At 73.2% G+C, this 21,631-nt stretch carries 19 protein-coding genes; 12 read left to right on the forward strand and 7 right to left on the reverse strand.

Annotated features, from left to right (window positions below; all coding sequences use genetic code 11):
• Nucleotides 1-50: 50 nt before the first annotated feature.
• The 4 genes from ACERUN_RS16165 to ACERUN_RS16180 are packed head-to-tail and all read right to left on the reverse strand — an operon-like array spanning nt 51 to nt 3,581.
• Nucleotides 51-1,862, reverse strand: a complete 1,812-nt coding sequence (locus ACERUN_RS16165) for a VanW family protein (RefSeq protein ID WP_370291063.1) — start codon at nt 1,860-1,862, stop codon at nt 51-53.
• A gap of 9 nt (nt 1,863-1,871) precedes the next feature.
• Nucleotides 1,872-2,315, reverse strand: coding sequence for a DUF6113 family protein (locus tag ACERUN_RS16170; RefSeq protein ID WP_370291064.1), 444 nt, complete (start codon nt 2,313-2,315; stop codon nt 1,872-1,874).
• Between the two features lie 23 nt (nt 2,316-2,338).
• Nucleotides 2,339-3,259, reverse strand: a complete 921-nt coding sequence (gene mshB / locus ACERUN_RS16175) for an N-acetyl-1-D-myo-inositol-2-amino-2-deoxy-alpha-D-glucopyranoside deacetylase (RefSeq protein WP_370291065.1) — start codon at nt 3,257-3,259, stop codon at nt 2,339-2,341.
• A gap of 43 nt (nt 3,260-3,302) precedes the next feature.
• Entirely contained in the window at nt 3,303-3,581 is a 279-nt protein-coding gene (locus ACERUN_RS16180) for a hypothetical protein (RefSeq protein ID WP_370291066.1), read from the reverse strand.
• 54 nt (nt 3,582-3,635) lie between these two features.
• Here ACERUN_RS16180 and ACERUN_RS16185 point away from each other — a divergent pair, with 54 nt between their 5' ends.
• Nucleotides 3,636-4,715, forward strand: coding sequence for a hypothetical protein (locus ACERUN_RS16185; protein WP_370291067.1), 1,080 nt, complete (start codon nt 3,636-3,638; stop codon nt 4,713-4,715).
• 333 nt (nt 4,716-5,048) lie between these two features.
• Here the strand turns inward: ACERUN_RS16185 and ACERUN_RS16190 are convergent, their stop codons facing one another.
• Nucleotides 5,049-8,084 carry an Ig-like domain-containing protein gene (locus ACERUN_RS16190; protein WP_370291068.1) on the reverse strand — a complete coding sequence of 1,012 codons (3,036 nt, stop codon included), beginning with the start codon at nt 8,082-8,084 and terminating at the stop codon, nt 5,049-5,051.
• 401 nt (nt 8,085-8,485) lie between these two features.
• Here ACERUN_RS16190 and ACERUN_RS16195 point away from each other — a divergent pair, with 401 nt between their 5' ends.
• The 10 genes from ACERUN_RS16195 (at nt 8,486) to ACERUN_RS16240 (ending at nt 18,389) form a co-directional block, all read left to right on the forward strand.
• Nucleotides 8,486-10,096 (forward strand): hypothetical protein, encoded by a 1,611-nt coding sequence (locus ACERUN_RS16195; RefSeq protein ID WP_370291069.1) that lies wholly within the window; start codon nt 8,486-8,488, stop codon nt 10,094-10,096.
• A 69-nt stretch (nt 10,097-10,165) separates the two neighbouring features.
• Entirely contained in the window at nt 10,166-11,233 is a 1,068-nt protein-coding gene (locus tag ACERUN_RS16200) for an acetamidase/formamidase family protein (protein WP_370291070.1), read from the forward strand.
• Between the two features lie 139 nt (nt 11,234-11,372).
• Nucleotides 11,373-11,888 (forward strand): 2-oxo-4-hydroxy-4-carboxy-5-ureidoimidazoline decarboxylase, encoded by a 516-nt coding sequence (uraD, locus tag ACERUN_RS16205; protein WP_370291071.1) that lies wholly within the window; start codon nt 11,373-11,375, stop codon nt 11,886-11,888.
• Nucleotides 11,885-12,211: a hydroxyisourate hydrolase gene (uraH, locus tag ACERUN_RS16210; RefSeq protein ID WP_370291072.1), complete on the forward strand. Its 327-nt coding sequence runs from the start codon at nt 11,885-11,887 to the stop codon at nt 12,209-12,211. The genes uraD and uraH overlap by 4 nt, the downstream gene beginning before the upstream one ends.
• 9 nt (nt 12,212-12,220) lie before the next feature.
• Nucleotides 12,221-13,111, forward strand: coding sequence for a factor-independent urate hydroxylase (pucL, locus tag ACERUN_RS16215; protein ID WP_370291073.1), 891 nt, complete (start codon nt 12,221-12,223; stop codon nt 13,109-13,111).
• Nucleotides 13,108-14,529 carry an allantoinase AllB gene (gene allB / locus ACERUN_RS16220; RefSeq protein WP_370291074.1) on the forward strand — a complete coding sequence of 474 codons (1,422 nt, stop codon included), beginning with the start codon at nt 13,108-13,110 and terminating at the stop codon, nt 14,527-14,529. The genes pucL and allB overlap by 4 nt, the downstream gene beginning before the upstream one ends.
• On the forward strand, nt 14,526-15,773 hold the full coding sequence (locus tag ACERUN_RS16225; RefSeq protein ID WP_370291075.1) for an alanine--glyoxylate aminotransferase family protein: 1,248 nt from the start codon (nt 14,526-14,528) through the stop codon (nt 15,771-15,773). Before allB ends, ACERUN_RS16225 begins: the two co-directional genes overlap by 4 nt.
• Nucleotides 15,770-17,026, forward strand: a complete 1,257-nt coding sequence (locus ACERUN_RS16230) for an allantoate amidohydrolase (RefSeq protein WP_370291076.1) — start codon at nt 15,770-15,772, stop codon at nt 17,024-17,026. Before ACERUN_RS16225 ends, ACERUN_RS16230 begins: the two co-directional genes overlap by 4 nt.
• Nucleotides 17,023-17,892 (forward strand): MurR/RpiR family transcriptional regulator, encoded by an 870-nt coding sequence (locus ACERUN_RS16235; protein WP_370291077.1) that lies wholly within the window; start codon nt 17,023-17,025, stop codon nt 17,890-17,892. Before ACERUN_RS16230 ends, ACERUN_RS16235 begins: the two co-directional genes overlap by 4 nt.
• Complete coding sequence (locus ACERUN_RS16240) at nt 17,889-18,389, forward strand: nucleoside deaminase (RefSeq protein WP_370291078.1); 501 nt, start codon at nt 17,889-17,891, stop codon at nt 18,387-18,389. Before ACERUN_RS16235 ends, ACERUN_RS16240 begins: the two co-directional genes overlap by 4 nt.
• A gap of 36 nt (nt 18,390-18,425) precedes the next feature.
• Here the strand turns inward: ACERUN_RS16240 and ACERUN_RS16245 are convergent, their stop codons facing one another.
• A complete protein-coding gene (locus ACERUN_RS16245; protein WP_370291079.1) occupies nt 18,426-19,985 on the reverse strand; it encodes an MFS transporter in 1,560 nt (519 codons plus the stop codon).
• A 172-nt stretch (nt 19,986-20,157) separates the two neighbouring features.
• Here ACERUN_RS16245 and ACERUN_RS16250 point away from each other — a divergent pair, with 172 nt between their 5' ends.
• Nucleotides 20,158-20,820, forward strand: a complete 663-nt coding sequence (locus ACERUN_RS16250; protein WP_370291080.1) for a TetR/AcrR family transcriptional regulator — start codon at nt 20,158-20,160, stop codon at nt 20,818-20,820.
• On the opposite strand, the gene ACERUN_RS16255 is transcribed toward ACERUN_RS16250, so the two are convergent.
• Nucleotides 20,802-21,617 carry a helix-turn-helix transcriptional regulator gene (locus ACERUN_RS16255; RefSeq protein WP_370291081.1) on the reverse strand — a complete coding sequence of 272 codons (816 nt, stop codon included), beginning with the start codon at nt 21,615-21,617 and terminating at the stop codon, nt 20,802-20,804. The genes ACERUN_RS16250 and ACERUN_RS16255 overlap by 19 nt on opposite strands.
• Between the last annotated feature and the right edge of the window lie 14 nt (nt 21,618-21,631).

Here is a 21,631-nt window from a genome sequence, read left to right on the forward strand (position 1 = left end):
CCACCCTAGCAACGCCGCGCCGTGCCCGCGACGCCCTGCCACGAGACGGTTCAGTCGGTGCCGGTGCCCGCCGGCGCTGGAGCGCCCGGCTTCGCGCAGCGCACGCTGTCGGCCGGGGTGTAGACGGTGTGGAACCTCTCGCGCTTGGCCACCGCCGAGGAGCCGACCTTGCGGAAGATGCGGGTGACGTCGACCTGGAAGCCGGAGTAGCCGGTGAAGGCCTCGCAGTCGGGCGTCGTGAGGGTGCGGGTGCGCGGCGGCACGAAGGCGTAGCGCTGCGAAGTGGCCGAGTCGATGTCCCAGATCTTCGTGGAGTACATCGACACGGTCACCGTGCCCTGGCCGCCCGGCGAGCTCGGGTCGACGGCCGCCTTCACGAGGACGCCGTAGGGCGTGTTGTTGCGGAAGCGCAGGTCGACGCTGGGCCACGCCACCGTGGCCTCGCGGCCCACCGGGTAGCGGTCGATGTAGAAGGAGTGCGGCTTGTGCTCGACGTCTTGGAGGCCGGCGAAGAACATCGCGTTGAAGACGGTGGTGGCCATCTGCGAGACGCCGCCGCCGAGGTCCTTGCGCAGGATGCCGTCGCTGATGATGTAGCCCTCAGTGAAGCCGTTGGCCTTCGTGCGCTCGCCCACGATGCCGTTGAGCGAGAAGGTCTCGCCGGGCTTGAGCAGGGTGCCGTCGATGATCTCGGCGGCGCGGCCGAGGTTGACGTTGCGGTAGTCGGCGTGGGGGTAGAAGGTCTGGAAGCGCGAGACGCGCTCGACGATCTTGAGCTTGCGGGCGTCCGCGGTGGTGAAGTCGGCCTCGACCACCTTCGCGGTGACGCTCGCGCGGCGCTGGCCCTCGGGCTTGGTGAGCAGCCCGGTGAACACCGCGGCCACCTGCTCGGGCTCGAACGAGACGCCGGGCTTGGCCGGCACGACCTGCGGCTTGCCGCCGACGACGCGCACGGTGGCGTCGACCGGTGCACCGTCGGTGGTGGCGCGCTTGACCAAAGCGGTGAGCCTGGTGGTGTCGACCTGCGGCACGAGCGCGCCGTTCTGGGCCTTCATCGACAGCGCGGAGGCGAAGCGCGCCGGCTCGAGGCGCACCTGGCTCTTGCCGAACACCAGCGTGACGGGCGCCGACATCGCGGGGTTGGCGAAGTTCTCCTCGGCCTCGCTGAGGTCGGAGGCGTCGATGTCGGGCTGCGCCGGCTCCACCTCGAGGACGACGGACGCCTCGCGCTGCAGGAAGGCCTCGGTGAGCGCCTCCTTCGCGGCCTCGCGGTCGATCTCCTCGCCGGCCGCCGGGGCGACGGTCTCGACGCCGTCGGCGGTGAAGCGGATCTGGCCGTCACGCGGCGGCGTGCCGAGGCCAGAGGCGAGCTCGTCGAGGGTGGCGTCGAGCCGCTGCTCGTCGATGTCGACCACCGCGTCGACGTCGCGGCCACCGGTGAAGAAGTCCCACTGGCGGCCGGGCGCCCAGCTCGCGCGGGCGCCGGCGTCGTCCACGGAGGCGGCGTAGTCGACGCGCAGACCGAGGTCGTCGGCCGCGACCTGGTCGGTGCCCTTCGTGCCGGCCTCGGTGGCGCCGTCGGTGGAGTGGCGCACCGAGACGTCGATGGAGCGGGCGATGCGCGGCTCGAAGGCGTCACGCAGCTTCTCGATGGCGGCCGCCCGCGTGAGGCCGCCGACCTCGACCCCCGAGATGGAGGCACCGCGCGGCACCCGGTCTCCTGCGACCACGCGCGCTGCGGCGTAGCCGCCGGCCACGAGGAGCACCAGCACGACCACGAGCACCACGACCACGCGGCCGCCGGCCCGCTCGGGTCGGTCGTCGACCGTCTGGCCGCTGGGGTCGGGGTCGAAGATGCTCACCCGAGAATCTTAAGTAACGCCTCCGACGTCGCCGGCGTCGCCGCTCCCACGGGCAGCGTCGGGTTCGACGCCCTCGCCGCGAGAGCGAGCGCCGCGGCGCGGCACCACGCCCGCCGTGCCGACCGCGAGGACGACGAGCCCCTGCGCCAGCAGCAGGTAGCCGAGCAGGTCGCTGGCGATGAGGAAGTCGCCCTCGGGGCGCCTGACCATCGCCACCACGAGCACGCCCACCCAGCCCACGGCGAAGGCGAACCGCCCGGAGAGACCGGCCGGCAGCGCGACGAGCACCGCGGCCACCGTGGCGATGCCCAGCGGCAGGCCCCACGCGAGGGCATGCACCGCCACGCTGCTCACACCGACGGCGACGCCGAGCACCGCCAGCGCGAGCCCTCCGACGATGCGGGCGACGCGTGGACGACGCACGGGCGCCGCCTCGGATCCGGTCGGGCTCACGGGTACGGGCCTGTCGGCGCGGCTCAGACCGACAGACCGGCGAAGAGGTCGGTCTCCCAGCCGTGCTCGCCGAGCGGCCCGGGCGTGCCCTTGACCAGGCGGTACTGCTCGGTGCCGAGCGCCTGGGAGCCCATGTTGTTGGAGAGCGCGAAGAAGCCGTGCTCGGCGGTGATCTGGGTGGCGTGGGCGCGCAGCGCGGCCATCTTGCGGTCGATGTGGCTGCTGGCGTCGACCTCGCAGCTGATGTCCTCGTCGGGGCGGAACATCGGGGGCAGCGGGCCGTCGGGATCCATGCCCTCGAAGGTCGTCGTGTCCCCCGCGGCGCGCAGGGAGCGCAGGCCCTGGCGGATACGGGTCTCGGAGATGGCGCCCCAGTAGATCTTGTCGATCTCCCAGGCCTCACCGAGGTCGCGCCGGTACGACGGCGCGGCGGCCAGCACGGCGGCGTACATCGCCACCCGGTGGGCCTGGATGTGGTCGGGGTGGCCGTAGCCGCCGAACTCGTCGTAGGTCACGAGCACCTGCGGGCGGACCTCGCGGATCACCTCGACCAGGAGGGTGGCCGCCTCGGTGAGGTCGGCGTTCCAGAAGGCGTTCGGGCTCACGTCGTCGGCGGGGATCGCATAGCCCTGCTCGTGCCACTTCATGCCGGAGTCGCGGAAGCGTCCGAAGCCGCCGAGGAAGCGGTGGTCGGTGACGCCGAGCGCCGCCATCGCGTCGGCGAGCTCGCCGCGGCGGTGCTCGCCGAGGCCGTCCTCCTTGTCGGCGGCGAGGTGCTCGAGCTCGGGGACGAGGATCTCGCCCATCTCGCCGGCGGTGCAGGTGACGAGGGTGACGCCCACGCCCTCGTCGACGTACTTGGCCATCGTGGCGCCCTGGCCGATCGACTCGTCGTCGGGGTGGGCGTGCACCAGCAGCAGACGGCGGGACGGCTGATCGCTCATGCTGGCGAGCCTAGTGGCGCCACCGACACCGCCAGCCGGGTGCTCAGTCGCCGGTGCCGCGCGGGCGCCCGGGCAGGGGCGGGAGGATGGTCGGGCGCACGGGCGGCGGCGCAGGGTCGTCCGGATCGAGCCACCCGTCGTAGGTCTCCACGAGCATCTCGAGCTGGATCTCGGGAGCGTCGGTCAGCACCGCCCAGGGGTGGTCCTCGTCGTCGTCCTCGCCGGCGAGCCGCTCGCGCACGACCTCGGCGGCGAAACCCGCCTGCACCAGCGCCAGGGCGGCCGCCCTGGCGTGGTCCTCCTCGAAGAAGATCCCGCGCACGGCGTCATTGTGCCGGGTCGTGGCCCTCCCCCTCGCCTGGCTACCGTGGCGGCCATGGCGGGGCAGCACGCAGGCATCGAGCTGGAGCGGACCGACCACGACGCGGCGGCGATCGACGCCCTGCGCGAGCTGGTGCAGGCGCGCGGTGGCGGGCGCATCGGCGTCCACGGCCTCGCCGCCCGCCTCGTGGACGACGGCCGCCGCCTGCGCCGCACCTTCGCTCCCACTCCGCGCCTGCTGGGCCGCAAGGTCACCGCGGCCTTCACCTGGGAGGCCCTCGACCGACGCGATCGCACCTGGTGGCCGCAGGGCATCACCACCTCGGCCCTCACCGGCTTCGCCGACGTCCACGGCCACGACGTGCTCGTGACGTCCTGGTACTCCAAGAACGGCGAGGGCGCCCGCGTGAGCGTGGTCGACCTGGAGCATCGCCGCTACGCGCACGTGCTGCTGGTCGAGCCGGTGCTCACCGAGCAGGGCCTCGAGGTGAAGCCTGTGAAGGTGCACGCGGGCGGGCTGGTGTGGCACGGGCGGCACCTGCACGTCGCGGCCACCGCCCGCGGGTTCGTGAGCTTCGACGTCGACGACCTGCTGCTGGTGCCCGAGAGCCTCTCGTCGGGCGCGGATGCCGCGGTGCCGACCTTCGGCCACCGCTACGTGCTGCCTGCGCGCTCGACCCATCGCGGGCACGCGCCGCGCAAGGAGGACCGGCTGCGCTTCTCGTTCCTCAGCCTCGACCGCTCGGGCCGCGAGCCGGCCCTGGTGGTCGGTGAGTACGGCAGCCCGCAGCAGAGCCGCCGCGTGGCCCGTTTCCCTCTCGACGCCACCACACTGCTGCCGGCAGTGGGCGACAGCGGCCGGTCGGCCGCCGAGATCGACGATCGAGGCGAGGCGCGCATGCAGGGCGTCGTCGTGGTCGAGGGCACCTGCTACGTCACCCGCTCGCGCGGGCCGGCGACACGGGGCTCGGTGTACGTCGGCACGCCCGGCAGCTTCCGCGAGCACCGCCGCGCCACCCCCATCGGCCCCGAGGACGTCGTGTGGTGGCCGCAGACGCAGTCGCTGTGGTCGGTGTCCGAGCACCCGCGACGGCGCTGGGTCTACGCGATGCGCCGCTCCGGCCTGCCCGCCTGAGCCACGGCGCCCGGAGCGGACGGAGTGGACGGAACTGCCGGAGACGACGAGGAGCGGCACCCGGCCTGAGGTCGGATGCCGCTCCTGATCGGGCGACTGTGGTGGAATCGGGGACGCGACCCGGGTCAGGTCCCGCAGCGAAATGGCTCCTGGCCCGGGTCGCGCCCTTCATGGTGCTGCCGCCGATGGCGCCTCACCGGCTCCGTGCGAAGGGTCTCGGAGGCCCCGCCGCTCGTTGGGCGAGCCGGTGCACCGACGGCGACCGACCCGGGAGACGCGCTCCCGGATCGGTCGCTGGGGGGGCTGCCCGAGCGTCAGTCCCTCGTCACTCGGTCACTTGACGTTGATCTGGGCGCTGGTGAACTTCAGCGTCTTCGAGGTCGGGGACACGATGACCTTGTAACCGGTCAGGCGGCTCGAGCCGTTGGTGTCGGCCACGGAGACCGTGGTGTCGCCGCTGGCGTTGAGCTTGCCCGCCTTCTGGCGCACGAGCTTGCCGCCGACCACCTTGTAGACGTTGACGACCGCGCCCGCAGCGTCGCTCTGGGCGTTGATGGCGATGACGTCGAGCGAACCCTTGCTGTAGCCGATCACCCGGGCCGACACGGGCTGCTGCGCCGGGGCCTCGGCCTTGTAGACGATCGTGGTCGACAGCTGCTTGAGCACGGTCTGGCTGTTGTCGCGGACGACGGCGGTGACCTTCTCGGTGCCCTCGGTGGTGCGGTTGAAGACGTAGGTCGCCTCGCCGCTCGGGCCGGTGAAGATCGAACGCTGCGACGGGTCGCCGTCGCGCACGAACTGCACCTCGAGCCCGCTCACCGGGTTGCCCTTCTGGTCGACGACCTTGACCGTCACGGTCGCCGCGTCACCCGGCTGGAGCGAACCGGTCGGCCCGCTGATGGTGAACGTCGTCGGCTGGGCGGCGTAGAACTCGATCGAGACCGGCTCGGAGGTGACGTCGATCGACTGCGAGACGAGCTTGGCGTCGAACTTGTCGGCGCCGTCCGGCACGACCGCGCGGAACACCACGGTGCCCGCCTTGTTCGAGTCGAGCGCGACGTCGCCGTCGGTGTCGTCGAAGTCGGCGTCGGTCGTGTCGACCACGTTGTCGGTGGTGACGTTCTGGATCTCGACGCTGTCGCCCGTGGTGGAGGTCCGGTTGCCGAACTGGTCCTTGGCCACGACCTCGTAGCTGACCGACTCGCCGAGACGCACCGGACCCGTGGGCGAGGACGTCGGCACGAGGGCCACGCTGCTCAGGTTCTCGGCGTCGCGGCTGCTGAACTCGACCGTCGAGGTGCCGGACACCGTGCCCGCCTTCGCCGTGAGGGTCGCCTTCTGCAGCCCGTCGTCGTCGAAGCCGGCGTCGCGCAGCACCGTGGAGTCGACGGTGATCTCGCCCTTCGTGTCCGTGGTGCGGGTGATGGTGGCGCCGATGGCGTTCGGGGTGGGGTCGAAGGCGCCGGCCGCGGGGGCCTTGGCGCCGGCCACGAACTGGCCGTGGTCGAGCGACAGCGCGACCGTGACGCCGGGCAGCGGGGTGCCGGTGGCGCTGGTGACGGTGATCGTCGAGCTAACGGCGCGACCGGCCTTGCCGGTGGTCGAGCTGGGGTCGACGGTGACCTTGGCGTCGGCGGGCGCCGCGTCGGTGGTGAAGTCGACACGCTGGGTCTCGACGGCGCCGGTCGAGGCCGAGGTGGCTGTGAGCACGCCACCGACCTCGACGCGCGGCGGCGTCTCGGCGAAGTCGCGCACCTTGGCGGTGAACCCGCCGTCGGCGCCGGTCTTCACCGCGGTGGGGCTCGCGAGGGCCGCGTCGGCCACGGTCTGCCCACCCTGGGCGTCGAACTCGTCACCCTGGGCGTACGCCAGGTCGATGGTGCGACCGGCGAGCGGGGTGCCGTCCTCGAGCAGCAGCTTGCCGGCGATGTCGACGGTGGTGCCCGGTGCGGCCGAGATCGGACCCTGCGAGAAGGTCACCGCCGCCTCGCCCACCTTGTAGGAGCCGATCTTCGACTTGGCGATCGGGTTGTTGGTGCCGCTGTCGCTCAGCGAGGCGAAGAGGTCGTAGGTGCCCGACTTCGAGCTCGGCAGCGCGATCGACTCCGTGGCGGGGTCGGTGATCGTCTGCGTGGGGGTGGTGATGGCCGCCGAGCCGTCGAAGGGGGTGATGACCCAGTTGAAGCTGAGGGTCTGGCCGGTGGCCGTGAACGGGTCGCCGCCCTGGTCCTGCACCTCGATGGTCAGGTCGCCGTTGGCGAACTCGTCTCGGTCGAAGGCGGCACCGTCGGCCGAGGCGGCCACGAGCTTGCTGGCCTGGGCCAGCCCGACCAGGACGTCGGCGGTCTGCTTGTCGCCGAGCTCGGGCTGGTACGCCTTGGAGGTGTTGATCTCCTTGGCGATGTACTGCACGTTGCCGTTGTTGACCGACTGACTGAAGGTGGCCTGGCCGCGCGCGTCGGTGATCTGGGCCTGGGTGCCGAGGCTGTTGATCACGAAGGCGCCACCGACGGGCTTGCCACGCTGGTCGGTGACGGTCACGGTGACGTCGCTGGTCTGGCTCGGCGTCGAGGGGAGCGAGCCGACCTTCGCCTCGACCTTGGTGAGCACCTGGCGGTAGAGGGTGACGGCCTCGGTGTCGTCGGAGCCGTTGGTGGCGTTGAAGACGGCCTGGTCGACGGTGTCGAACTGGTAGGGGTTGATGTCGACCAGGGCCGACCAGCTGTCGATGCCGGTGCTCGGGGCGCCGGTCTTCACGGCACCGGCCGGCAGGGACACCGGGTCGCCCTCGGTGTCGAGGCGGGAGACGCCGGGGAGGCTGTTGGCGGTGGCGGTGCCCGACACGATGACGCTGGCCTCGCCGTTGATGCGCGAGCGGTAGACGCCGAGCTCGTCGGCGTCGGTGATCGAGACGGCCGAGCTCAGGCCGTTGGCGTCCTGCACGAGGATCGGCTTGGCGTCGTCGACGGTGGAGTTGCCGACCTCGCCGATGGCGCGCACCTGCGCGGTCACCGAGTTGACGAGGGTGGCCGGCGGGGCCCACTCGAGGCTGAAGGTGCCGCTGTCGTTGCGGCCGGGGGCACCGATGAAGTTCCAGGTCGCACCACCGTCGGCGGAGTACTCGAAGCGCACGCTGCTGATGTCGCTCGTGGCGCCGGCCTGCAGGCGCACGGTGGTGTTGGAGCCGTCGTTGCGGGTCGTGACGACCGACGTGAGGGCCTGCGAGTAGAGGGTGACCGCCGGGCCGCTGAAGTCGGCGTCGAACTGGTCGACCACGGTGGTGGCGTTCGCCGAGAGCGGGAGTCCCACTGCCGCCATGGCGGCGACGGCCGAGACCGCCAGTCCGCGCTTGATGCCGCTGCTGTTCATCGATGTTCCTTTCGATATCCCCACACACCTCGCACAGCGCTGCCCGAGGCGCGCTCCCCACCTGAGGGAGCCGAGCGCCGGCCCTGGAGCCCGACGCCGGGCGAACACTGCCCGTGACCGAGGCCACATCTCAGTTTTCTTTCAGGAGCAGCAGCGGATCCCACTTATCCCGCCCCGCCGGCAGCCGGGGAAATGGCGGAGACGGGGTTCGTTTGTTTCAATTCCTGCAACTTTGTGAACCAATCTGTTCACGTCTCGTTCACGCAGGCAGGCTGCGCTTCGTCGAGACCGCGCAGGTGGGGACACCGGCCTCGCTCCGAGGTCGGTGCACAGCGCGCACATCGACCCGTCAGGCCAGTGCGGGTCACTGGTGGTACCCCTTTCATCTCGGAGCTCCCGACGTGCCAGACCGAGGCCAGCGACCCCGCGGTCGCCCCCAGCGACTCCCCTTCGACGACGTCGCAGCCACCGACACCGCGCTCGACGGTCAGAAGCGTCTGGCCTGGCTGTTGACCACCGCGCGCGTGATGGGCGCGACCCCCAACCGCGTCGACTTCGTCGAGAAGCTCCGTGCGGCCGGCATCCGGGCCGACTCCAGCCGGATCTCGCGCTGGGAATCGGGGCTCGAGCCGCTGCCGCCGCACCTCGTGGGGGCCTACGAGTGCGCCGCAGGCGTGCCGCACATGCTGCTCACCGCGGCCCGCCGACTGCTCTACCGGGGCGGCCACCTCCCGGACCGGCTCGAGCTGCGCCCGTCGACGGCCGTGCACACCGCCGCCGAGCTGGACGGCCTGCTCGACCAGGTGCAGCGCCATTCCATGACCGGGGCGGAATGGCTCCAGCTCTCCGAGCTGCTGTCGTCCTTCGAGCACGTGTACCTGCCGGTGCGGTCGTGGCGCTCGATGGCGGACCTGCTCGTCAGCGAGCTGGCGCGCTCGATCGGCCTGGCGTACCTGCGCCGCTGCGAGGCAGCGATCTCGATGCTGCGCCTGCCGATCGCCCAGCCGCACCTCAGCGCGGGCATCGCCCGGTTCGCCCTCGAGCCGGGGGCTCAGCTGACCGCACGGGTGCTCCCGGCGCTCGGGCTCCTCGGCACCGGCGCGGGCGACCTGCTGGTGCACATGGTGCAGAACCAGGACGCGCAGGTGCGCGCGGCGGCGTCCCGAGCCGCGTCGTCCACCTGGCTCGGACGACGCGATCCCCTTGGCGACACCGAGGAGCCGGATCCTGACAGCGTGCAGCCCTTCGTGGTCGACCTGTTGCGCACGCATCGCACGTCGGCCCGCAGCACGCTCACCACCGTGACGCTGGACCTCACCTGCCGGCTGCCCGAGGAGCACTTCACCCGGGCGCTGCAGGCGGTGACCAGTCGCTCGGAGCAGGCGAGGCTCCTGCGCGCCCGAGAGACTCGCGAGCTCGTGTCCGCCTCCACCGCGCGCCAGATCAGCGACCGCATCGCGACCCAGGCCGAGGCCGCGCTCGACCGCCAGAGCCATGACCCTGACCTGATGCTGCGCCAACTGCTGCGCGAGGCCCTCTTCCACGTGCACCGCGACCGGCGCATCATCGCCACGGGCCTCATCATCGCCAGCCCCTACTCGCGGGCCGTCGCGGCAGCCACCCTGGGGCACACCACCCACGAGGCCCCGGAGGTCGCCTGCGCGGCCTGGTCGCTCACCGCGCGCCTGGCCGGAGCCACCGACGACGCTGACCTCTTCGCGGCCGCGCTGGAGGAGCGGCGACCTGCCGCCCAGATGGCGGTGATGGCCGCCCTGGCGCAGACGCGCCGTCCGCTCGAGGAGGCGCTCGCCACCCGCGTGGCCACCGCAGCCGTGAGCGACATCCCGGGGATGGCGCCGGCCGCCGTCACGTGCCTGGGCATGCACCGCCGGATGGACCTCATGCCCGACGCCACCGCCGCGCCGGCGGTGCGCGAGGCGGTGCGGTGGTGGCGGGCCAATCCGGGAGCCCTGCACGAGGATCACGTCGGCTTCACGGCGCCGGCGGTCTGATCGAGGAGCCACCGGGCGCGGCAGCGGCACGAAACATCGACGAGACATCCGCGCCCTAGCCTGCGGCGCGTGGTGCTGCAGCCGAACTCCGGGCCGATCCGCTCGTCGTCCTACCTGCCGGTGGAGCCCGACACCGTGCTGTGGGGCCGGTTGCCGTGCGCGGGCGACGCACCCGTGCTGAGCGTCGACCCGGGCGCCGAGGTTACCTTCGACACCGTGAGCCACGAGGGGATCCTGGAGGACCAGGGTCGTGACCCGCTCGCCTTCTTCGCCCGCCACGGTGTCGACGGCGACGGCGTGCTCGCCGACGCGATCACGCTGGCGGCGTCCGCGATCGAGCGCGACGCCGAGCTCGACGGCCCGCACGTGGTGTCGCGGCCGGTGCGGGTCGAGGGGGCGCGCCGCGGCGACCTGCTCGCCGTCCACGTGGTCGAGGCGTTGCCCCGGGTGCCGTACGGCGTCATCTCCAACCGGCACGGTCGTGGAGCGCTGCCGGGCGAGTATCCGCTCGACGGTCGCACGGTGTCGGTGTTCACCCGGCTGGACGAGACCGGCAGCCGCGCCCTCCTCCCCCTCGTGGACGACGCCCCGCCGACCGTGTCGTTCCCGATCGCCCCGTTCCTCGGCATCATGGGCGTGGCCACCGCCGAGCCGGAGCGGCCGCACTCGGTGCCGCCCGGCGCGTTCGGCGGCAACATCGACATCAACCTGCTCACCGTCGGCTCGACGCTCTACCTGCCGGTGCAGGTCGACGGCGCGCTGGCCTACGTGGGCGACCCGCACTTCGCGCAGGGTGACGGCGAGGTGGCGCTCACCGCGCTGGAGGCCTCGCTGCGCGCGACCGTGCGCTTCGAGGTGATCGCCCATGAGGACGCGCTGGCGCACTTCGGCGAGCTCGCCGGGCCGCTGGTCGAGACCGCTGAGCACCTGGTGCCCACCGGCCTCGACCCCGACCTCGACGTCGCGGTGGCGAACTGCGTGCGCAACGCGATCGCCCTGCTCGGCGCGCGCTACGGCATGGCGCCGCACCTGGCGTACGCCTACCTCAGCGCCGCCACCGACATCGACATCTCCCAGGTCGTCGACCGCGTCAAGGGCGCGCACGCGCGCATCCGCAAGGCCGACTTCGGAGGCTGACTGCGACACCGGTCCGGGCCGATGCCGACCGGTCCGGATCCGCGCGAGCCGCCGAAACGCCGAAACGCCGCTGAAACGATTGTTTCGCGCCGCCTTCACATGGAGGCTCTAGTTTCAGCGACGAGGGAAGCGAGGATCGGTGCACATCGAGGACTTCAACGCGCTGGACGACGCGGAGGCGCGCGCCGCGCTGCTGGCCTGCGCCGCCGTCGACGACTGGGCGGAACGGCTGGCGGGCGCCCGCCCCTACGGCTCCCCCACCGCCCTCGTGGACGACGCCCGCGCGCTCGCCGCCGCCTGGTCGCCGGAGCAGGTGGAGGCCGCCCTGGCCGACCACCCGCGCATCGGCGAACGACCGCGCGGGGAGGGCGCGTCGTCGGCCCACTCGCGTCGCGAGCAGGCCGGGGTGGATGCCGGCGACGCCGACCTGGCGCGGCGCCTGGCCGAGGGCAACGCGCGCTACGAGGAGCGCTTCGGTCGCATCTACCTGGTGCGCGCCAAGGGTCGCTCCGGCGCGGAGCTGCTGGACCTGCTGGAGCAGCGGTTGGCCAACGATCCGGTCACCGAGCTCGAGGTCACCCGCGAGCAGCTGGCCGAGATCGCGCTGCTCCGCCTGGGCGAGCTCGTCGGCATCGACACCGGGGCGATGGCATGAGCACCCTGTCGACGCACGTGCTCGACTCGGTGCTCGGCCGACCGGCGGCGGGTCTCGACGTGGTGCTCGAGGGCGACGGGATCGCGGTGAGCGCCACCACCGACGACGACGGGCGGGTGCGCTTCGCCGAGCAGCTGGCGGGCGGCGTCCACCGGCTCGTCTTCGCCACCGGGGCGTGGTTCGACGCGCAGGGCCGCGACCACCTGCACCCCGAGATCACCGTGGCATTCACGGTCGACGACGGCCCTGACGCCACGCAGGAGCACTACCACGTGGCGCTGCTGCTCGGGCCCTACTCCTACACGACCTACCGCGGCAGCTGAGGAGCCCCCATGAGCGACTACGTGCTCTCCGACCTGCAGCACGGCAAGGCCGAGTGCCGCCTCGTCACGGTGGATCGTGGCGAGGGCGGGCGCCACACGCTGCGCGACCTCAACGTCACCACCCAGCTGCGCGGCGACTTCGAGATCGCCTACACCGAGGGCGACAACGCCCACGTGCACGCCACCGACACCCAGAAGAACACGGTGTTCGCGCTCGCCCGCGAGCACGGCGTGGCGGGCCCGGAGGCCTTCCTGCTCGTGCTGGCCGAGCACTGGCGCGCGCAGCCGTGGGTCAGCGGCACCTGGCTGCACGCGGAGTCCTACGGCTGGGAGCGCCTGCCCGCGAACGGCCACTCGTTCGTGCGGGGCGGTGCGGGGGTGCGCACGGCCTGGGTGCAGACCTGGGGCGAGCAGACCCACGTGCTCGCCGGGTTGCGCGACCTCGTCGTGCTCAAGAGCACGGGCAGCGAGTTCCACGGCTTCCCGCGCGATCGCTACACGACCCTGGGCGAGACCGACGACCGCATCCTCGCCACGAGCGTGAGCGCCACCTGGCGCTACGCCCCCGGCGCCACCGACCTCCCCTGGGACGACGTGCACGCCACGATCACGGCCGCGCTCACCGACGCCTTCGCCACCACCCACAGCCTGGCGCTGCAGCAGACCATCCACGCCATGGCGACCGCGGCCCTCGACGCCTGCCCCGAGGTCGAGGAGATCCGGCTCAGCTGCCCCAACACGCACCACGTCCTCGTCGACCTCGCGCCCTTCGGGCTCGACAACCCCGGCGAGGTGTTCGTAGCGGCCGACCGCCCCTACGGCCTCATCTCGGCCAGCGTCGCGCGCAGCGGCGAGCCGGTGCCGCAGGCCTGGGTAGGTCTGCCCGGGACCCTCGCGTGAGCACCGCGATCGCGGCCGTCCGCGCCCGCCGCGTGCTCGTGGACGACGCCCTCGTGCCCGCCGTCGTCCACCTGGCCGACGGGCGGATCACGGCCGTGCAGCCGCTCGACGCCGGCGGCCTCGCGGGCGGCCTCGCCGGCGGCGTCGCGGGCGGCGAGGTGCTCGACGTGCCCGACACGGCCGTCGTCCTGCCGGGGGTGGTCGACACCCACGTGCACGTCAACGAGCCCGGGCGCACCGAGTGGGAGGGCTTCGCCACCGCCACCCGGGCCGCGGCGCTCGGCGGCGTCACGACGATCATCGACATGCCGCTCAACTCGCTGCCGCCCACCACCGACGCCGCTGCGCTCGACCTCAAGCGCGCCGCCGCCGTGCCGCAGGTGCAGGTGGACGTCGGCTTCTGGGGCGGCGCCGTCCCGGGCAACCTCGCCGACCTGCCGGGGCTGTGGGAGGCCGGCGTGTTCGGCTTCAAGTGCTTCCTGTCGCCCTCGGGGGTCGAGGAGTTCCCGCCGCTGGCGCCCGAGGAGTTCGCGGCGGCCGCGAAGGCCATCGCCGCGCTCCCCTCCCCCGCCGGCTCCGCCCGGGACGGCGGGCTGCTGATCGTGCACGCCGAGGACCCCGACGTGCTCGCCGCCGCACCCCAGCGCCCCAGCCGCGCCTACGCCGACTTCCTGCTCAGTCGCCCCGACGCCGCCGAGACCGCCGCCATCGCGCGGGTGATCGACGTCGCGCGCAGCACCGGCTGCCGCACCCACGTGCTGCACCTCTCCAGCGCACGCGCCCTCGACCTGCTCGCCGCCGCCCGCGAGGAGGGGCTGCCGATCACGGTGGAGACCTGCCCGCACTACCTGTGCCTCACCGCCGAGGAGGTGCCCGACGCCTCACCCGCGTTCAAGTGCTGCCCGCCGATCCGCGACCGCGGCAATCGCGACGCGCTGTGGGACGCCCTGCGCAGCGGCCTCATCGACGTGGTCGTGAGCGACCACTCGCCGGCCACCGCCGAGGTGAAGCTCGCCGGCGACGGCGACCTGCAGCAGGCGTGGGGCGGCGTCGCGGGGCTGCAGGTGGGGTTCGCGGCCGTCGTCCACGAGGCGGGGCGGCGGGGTGTCGGCCTCGCCGAGGTGAGCCGGTGGATGTCGCGCGGCACCGCCGGCCTCGTCGGGCTGGTCGATCGCGGCCGCATCGAGGCGGGCGCGACCGCCGACCTCATCGTGCTCGACGAGGCCGCTCCCTTCGAGGTGGACGCCGCCCGCCTCGCCCACCGCAACCCGATCAGCGCCTACGACGGTCGGCGCTACGACGCGCGGGTCACCCACACCGTCCTCGCCGGCCGGCAGCTCGACCTCGACTCCCCCGGCGGATCGCGACCGTCGGGCCGCCTGCTCACACGTCCCGTCAGCACCCAGGAGCACCGATGACCAGCGAGATCGCCCCGCCGCCGCGCCTGCTGATGGGGCCCGGCCCCATCACCTGCGACCCGCGCGTGCTGCGGGCGATGGGCACCCAGCTGGTGGGGCAGTACGACCCGTTCATGACCGCGACGATGAACGAGACGATGGCGCTCTACCGCGGCGTGTTCGCCACCGCGAACGAGCAGACCTTCGTGGTCGACGGCACCGCTCGAGCCGGGATCGAGGCGGCGCTGGTGTCGCTGCTGGAGCCGGGCGATCGCGTGCTCGTGCCGGTGTTCGGCCGCTTCGGGCACCTGCTCACCGAGATCGCGAGCCGCTGCGGCGCCGAGGTGCACACCGTCGAGGTGCCATGGGGCCAGGCCGTGCCGCCCGAGATGGTCGAGGAGGCGATCGTGCGGGTGCGCCCGAAGCTCGTGGCGTGCGTGCAGGGCGACACCTCCACCACGATCTGCCAGCCGCTCGACGACATCGGCCGCATCTGCCGCGAGCAGGGCGTGCTGCTCTACGTCGACTGCACCGCCTCCCTCGGCGGCAACCCGTTCGAGACCGACGCCTGGGGCGTCTCGGTGGTCACCGCCGGCCTGCAGAAGTGCCTGGGCGGCCCGTCGGGTGCGGCACCCATCTCCGTCAGCGACGAGGCGGCGGCGCTCATCCGCTCGCGCAAGCGCGTCGAGGCCGGCATCCGCGACGCCCGCGACGACGACGAGGACGACGTGCGCACCGGCTCGGTGATCGCCAGCAACTACTTCGACCTCGCGATGGTCATGGACTACTGGGGCCCGCGGCGTCTCAACCACCACACCGAGGCCACCTCGATGCTCTACGCGGCCCGCGAGTGCGCGCGCCTGCTGCTGGAGGAGGGCGTCGAGAACGTCGTCGCCCGGCACCGGCTGCACGGCGACGCGATGGCCGCGGGCCTGGCCGCCACCGGCCTCGCGCTCTTCGGCGACCAGACCCACAAGATGACCAACGTCGTGGCCGTCGAGATCCCCGAGCGGCTCGGCGCGGCCGGAGGCGACGCCGTGCGCACCCGGCTGCTGGAGGACTACGGCATCGAGATCGGCACGTCCTTCGGCCCGCTCCACGGGCGGGTGTGGCGCGTCGGCACGATGGGCTACAACGCCCGCAAGGACGCCGTCCTCGTCACCCTGGCCGCGCTCGAGCAGGCCCTGCGCACCGCCGGAGTGCCCGTGCCCTCGGGCGAGGGCACGGCGGCCGCGCTCGCCGTCTACGCACGAGCGGCCGCATGACGAGCGCCGCCGAGGTGATGCTGCGCTGCAGCGAGCTCGACGCCTTCACCGCCTCCCCCACCCATCTCGAGCGCACCCACCTCACCCCGCAGCACCGCGCCGCCAACGCCCCCGTGGCCGGCTGGATGCGCCGCGCCGGACTGCGCGTGTGGCAGGACGCCGCCGGCAACATCTGCGGACGACGCGAGGGCGCCGCCCCCGGACTGCCGGCGCTGCTGCTGGGCTCCCACCTCGACACCGTGCCGGACGCCGGCAGCTTCGACGGCATGCTCGGCGTGGTGATGGCCGTGGCCGTCGCCGAGCGCCTGGGAGCGCGCATCGACGCCGGCGAGCTCGCCCCCCTCCCCTTCGCGCTCGAGGTGATCGGCTTCAGCGACGAGGAGGGGGCGCGCTTCGGCACGGCTCTCATGGGCAGTCGTGCGGTCGCCGGCAGCTGGAACGACGACTGGTGGGACCTGCGCGACCGGGAGGGCGTCAGCCTGCACCAGGCCTTCCTCGACTTCGGGCTCGACCCGCGCCGCGTCGGCGATGCGGCGCGTCGTCCGGACGAGCTGGTGGGCTACCTCGAGGCCCACATCGAGCAGGGCCCACGGCTCGAGGCGGCCGACCACGCGCTGGGCTTCGTCACCACGATCGCGGCCGCCCGCCGCTTCCGCATCTCCATCACGGGCGAGGCCCGCCACGCCGGCGGCACCCCCTACGAGCGACGCCGAGACGCGCTGGTCGGGGCGAGTGAGATCGTCGTGGCCGTCGAGCGGATCGCCCGCGACGCCGGTGCATTGGGCACGGTGGGGCGCATCGCGGTGCAGCCGGGCGGGGTGAACATCGTGCCCGGGCGCGCCGACCTCAGCCTCGACCTGCGTGCCACCACCGACGCCGCACGCGACGGCGCCTGGCAGAAGATCCTCACCGAGATGCGCGCGATCTGCGACGCCCGCCGCCTGCGCCTCGACGTCGTCGACACCCATGTCGCTCCCGCCGCCCCCTGCGCGCCCTGGCTGCAGGACGCCGTGGTCGCCGGCATCCGCGCCACCGACCACCCCGACCCGCTCGGGCTGTGGAGCCCCGCCGGCCACGACGCCATGGCGATCGCCGACATCACCGACATCGGCATGCTCTTCCTGCGCTGCCACGACGGCATCAGCCACCACCCCGACGAGGGCGTGCGCGAGGACGACGTGGCGCTCGGCCTCGACGCCTTCGAGCACGCCGTGCTGGCGGTGGCCGAGGCCCACGCCGGAGCCCGGCGATGAGCGAGGCCGTGGCACGGGTCGGGCCGCCGGCGGCCCCGTCCGAGGGCGAGCAGCGCATCGACCAGCGCATCGCGGCCCGGCACGCCGACCTCACGCCGCAGGAGCGTCGTGCTGCGGCGACCCTGCTCGAGCACCTCGACGACCTCGCCACCTACCGTGCCGCCGAGCTGGCGGCGATGGCGGGCGTCTCGCGGGCCACCATGAGCCGACTGTTCCGCAGCCTCGGCTTCGAGGACTTCGACCAGGTGCGCGACCACCTGCGCGGCCTGCGCGGCCCTGGCGGCAGCGGCGAGCCGCGGCGCAGCGACGGCCGCCCCGACCCCGCGGCGCTCGCCGCTCACGAGCAGGCGGCGATCCTGCGCGCCGTCGAGCACCCGGCCGTGGCCGAGGTCGCCACCCTCCTGGCCCGCGCCTCGCGGGTGCTGGTGGTCGGCTGGCGCAACAGCTATCCCGTGGCGCTGCACCTGCGCGAGCAGCTCGCCCAGGCCCGCGACGACGTCCGCCTGGCGCCGGTGCCGGGCCAGACCACCGGCGAGGAGCTCGTCGGCCTGGGCCGCGGCGACGCGGTGGTCGTGATCGGCTTCCGCCGCCGCCCCGCGCACCTCGGAGACTTCCTGGACGCCGCCCGCGCCACCGGCGCGCGGGTCGTGCTGGTGGGCGACCCGACGGCCGTCGTCCACGCGGCGGGGGCCGAGCACTGGCTCGAGTGCCCGCTCACCCACGAGCTCGCCTTCGACAGCTACGCCGCCCCCATGGCGCTGGTGAGCGTGCTCGCCGACGCCGTGCTGTCGGCCGCACGGCGCCGCGGCACCGCTCGCGTGCGGGCGATCAGCGAGACCTACGAACGACTGGGAGAAGTCGAATGACCGCATCCGCCCCCGCCCACCACTCCGCCGGTGTCGATGCCCGCTGGTTGCAGCACGCCGTCGACCTCGCCACCGCCAACGTCGGGGCCGGCGGCGGCCCCTTCGGTGCCGTGATCGTGCGCGGCGACGAGCTGCTCGCCGAGGGCCAGAACCGCGTCACCCGCGACCTCGACCCCACCGCCCACGCCGAGGTGATGGCGATCCGCGGCGCCTGCCAGGCGGTCGGCGACTTCAGCCTCGCGGGCTGCGTGCTCTACACCAGTTGCGAGCCGTGCCCGCTGTGCCTCTCGGCCGCGCTCTGGGCCCGTGTCGACCGGGTCGTCTTCGCCGCCGACCGCCACGACGCCGCCCGCGGCGGCTTCGACGACCTCGCCTTCTACGACCTCTTCGCCACCCCGCGCGAGCAGTGGGAGGTCCGCATCGACCACCTCCCCCTCCCCACCGCCCCCACCCCCTTCGACACCTGGCTCGCCGACGACGACCGCACCGCCTACTGAAGCAGTCGGCCCGGACCGGTGGGCCGAGGACGGCGGTCAGGCGGTCGCGAGCGCGGCCTCCCCGTCGTCCTCGTGGACGACGGACGCCGGCGCCGCGTAGCCCCGGCCCGGCAGCGCCAGCAGCGCTCCGAGCGCACCGAGCAGGCACAGCGAGCCGATGACGATGCAGCCCACGGAGAGGCCGTCCATGAAGGCCAGACCCACGGCGTCCTGCACCTCGGCGACCTGGCGCCCGATGCCGGAGGCGACGGCGACGCTCTCCTGCGCCGAGGCCAGCTGCTCGGCAGGGAGCCGGCCGGAGAGCAGCTCGGCGAGGCGGTCGGCGTAGACGCTGGAGAACACCGAGCCGATCACGGCGACACCCAGCGTGCCGCCCAGCTCGCGGGTGGCGTCGTTGACCGCCGCGCCGACGCCGGCGCGGGCCGGCGGCAGCACCTGGAGGATCGACTCCGTCGCCGTGGTGCTGACCAGACCGAGGCCCAGACCCATGAGCACCATCTGGGGCACGATCGTGCTGGGGTAGTCGACGTCGACGCCGCTGGTCGAGATCCACAGGAACGACGAGCCGAGCAGCGTCAGCCCGGCCGTCACGACGATCTTGCTGCCGAGCTTCGGGGCGATGAACCCGCCCACGACCGAGGCGATGGCGATCGAGAGCGCCACCGGGATCGTGCGGGCGCCGGCGTCGAGCGGCGAGTACTCGCGCACGAACTGGAAGAACTGCGTGATGAGGAAGATGAAGCCGAAGAGCGCGAAGAAGGCCACGGTGACGGCGCCCGATGCGGCACTGAATCGGGGGTCGGCGAAGAGGGTGACGTCGAGCATGGGGTGGGCCACACGGCGCTCGACCACCACGAACACCGCGATCAGGGCGGCGGCACCGGCGAAGCCGAGCAGCGTCTCCGGGCTCGACCAGCCGTGCTCGGGGCCCTCGATGATGGTGTAGGTCAGCAGACCGAGGGCGGCGACCGAGATGCCGAGGCCGGCGAAGTCGAGGCGCGGCACCGAGGGGTCGCGCGACTCCGGCACGAAGGCCAGCGTCATCGCGGTGGCGAGCAGGGCGACGGGGGTGAGCGCCCAGAACACCGCGTGCCAGGTGAAGTGCTCGAGCAGCCAGCCCCCGGTGACCGGGCCGAGCGCGACGCCGAGGCCGGTGGCCGCACCCCAGGCCCCCAGGGCCGCAGCGCGCTCGCGGCGCTCGGTGAAGGTGTTGGAGATGATCGACAGCGTCGTCGGGAAGATCAGCGCAGCGAAGAAGCCCATCACGAAGCGCAGCAGCACCAGCTGGCCGGCCGAGGTGGCCAGTGCGGCGATGCCGCTCGCCGCGGCGAAGCCGACGAGGCCCAGCACGAGCGCCGGGCGTCGTCCGAAGCGGTCGGAGAGGCTGCCCATCGCTAGCACGAGCGCGGCGAAGGCGAGGTTGTAGCCGTCGACGATCCACAGCAACTGGCGGGTTCCGGCCTCGAGCTCGGTGCCGAGCTCGGGGATCGCGACGTTCACGATCGTGGTGTCGAGGTTGATGCTGAGCGCCGCGAGGCAGACGGTGAGGAGCACGAGCGGCTTGCGGACCACCCTCGGGCTGGCGGGACGGGACATCGGCGGACTCCGTTCGGGGCGTGCAGGGTCATCGGGAGGACTGCGGTCGGCGGGCGGACCGCGGTGGGATGCGATTCCAAGTGTTGGCGGTGTCAACATCCGAGGGCACGAGCATGGCCGATGCGCGTTACCGGTGTCAACATTCCCGCCCGAACGGGTTAGGGTTCCTTCCGTGAGCACCGCGTCGGCCGGCACGAGCTACCACCACGGCAACCTGCGCACCGCCCTCGTCGAGGCGGGCGTGGACGCCGTGCGCGAGCTCGGACCCGACGGCGTCGCGCTGCGCGATCTCGCCCGCCGCGTGGGCGTGAGCCACAACGCCGCCTACCGCCACTTCAGCGACCGCGACGAGCTGCTCGCCGCCATCGCGGACGTCGGCATGACCGCGCTCACCGAGTCCGGGGCCGCCCGGCTGGCCGCCGTGAGCGACCCGGACCCCGTCCGGCGCGCCCGCCTGCGGCTGCGCGAGCTCGGCCGCGGCTACATCGACTTCGCTCGCCGCGAGCGCGGCCTGTTCCGCGTCGCGTTCGCCGGCTACCCCTCCCTCGAGTCGGCGCCGGCGATGGACCTGGCCGACAGCGAGCACGCGGGCCCGTTCGGCCAGCTCAACGACTGCCTCGACGACCTCGTGCGCGTCGGCTACCTCTCCCCCGATGCCCGAGCGGGCGCGGAGTTCGCGTGCTGGGCCGCGGTGCACGGCATGTCGATGCTGCTGCTCGAGGGCCCGCTGCAGAAGGTCCCCGACGAGGTCGCCACGGCCATCATCGACCACATGCTCACCGCGATCGACCGCAGCCAGTGGGCCAGCGGGTCCGACTACGAACCGCTCGACTGAGGCGAGGGTTCGGCCGCGAGGACGGCGCGCGTGGCGTCGTCCGCGGGGAACATCAGCTCGGCGCGCAGCGAGGCCAGCGTGACGCTGTGCGGGGTGCCGAACGTGGTGAACATGCTGAGGAACGCCAGCTCACCCGCCGTGCTCGCGTAACGGGTCACGAGCGTGGGCGGGAAACGAGGCCCGGTCGGCGCAGGAAGATCGGCCACCGCGGCCTCCACCAGCGCCAGCCGCTCGCGCAGGCTCGGCTCGTGCACGGCTTCGGCCCGCAGCTGCTCGAGCAGCGAGGCCGCGACCTCCGGGAGGTTCACGATCAGCCCGGCCAACGGGCCGAGCGCGAGGTCGAGCAGGTTCGCCTCCTCCGCCACCTCCACCCCGAGGACGGCGAACAGCCGCGCCGCGCCCGCGTTCGCCGCCACCAGGTTCCACGCGGCATCGATGACGAACGCCGGCCAGGGGTCGTGGGAGGCGAGCAGATGGGCGAGGGCCGCCCGCTGCTCGGCGAGCTCCGGCGCCCCGAGCGGACTGTCGTCGTAGGCCGGCGCGTGACCGGCGGCCACGAGGGCGCGGTTGCGCTCCGGCAGTGGCACGTCGAGCTGGCCGAGCCAGCGCAGCAGCAGGTCACGACTCGGCCGAGCACGGCCCAGCTCGACGAAGGACAGGTGGCGCTGGCTGATCCCGAGCTCGAGGGACAGGTCGAGCTGGCTGATCCGCCGCCGGGCACGGGCCTCGCGCAGGAGCGCGACGAGCTCACCGACACCCCTGACCGGGTCGGACGGGGTCGTCGTCGTCAGGCTCACCCGGCGATCGAAGC

The organism is Nocardioides sp. (assembly GCF_964229035.1).
Lineage (GTDB): Bacteria > Actinomycetota > Actinomycetes > Propionibacteriales > Nocardioidaceae > Nocardioides.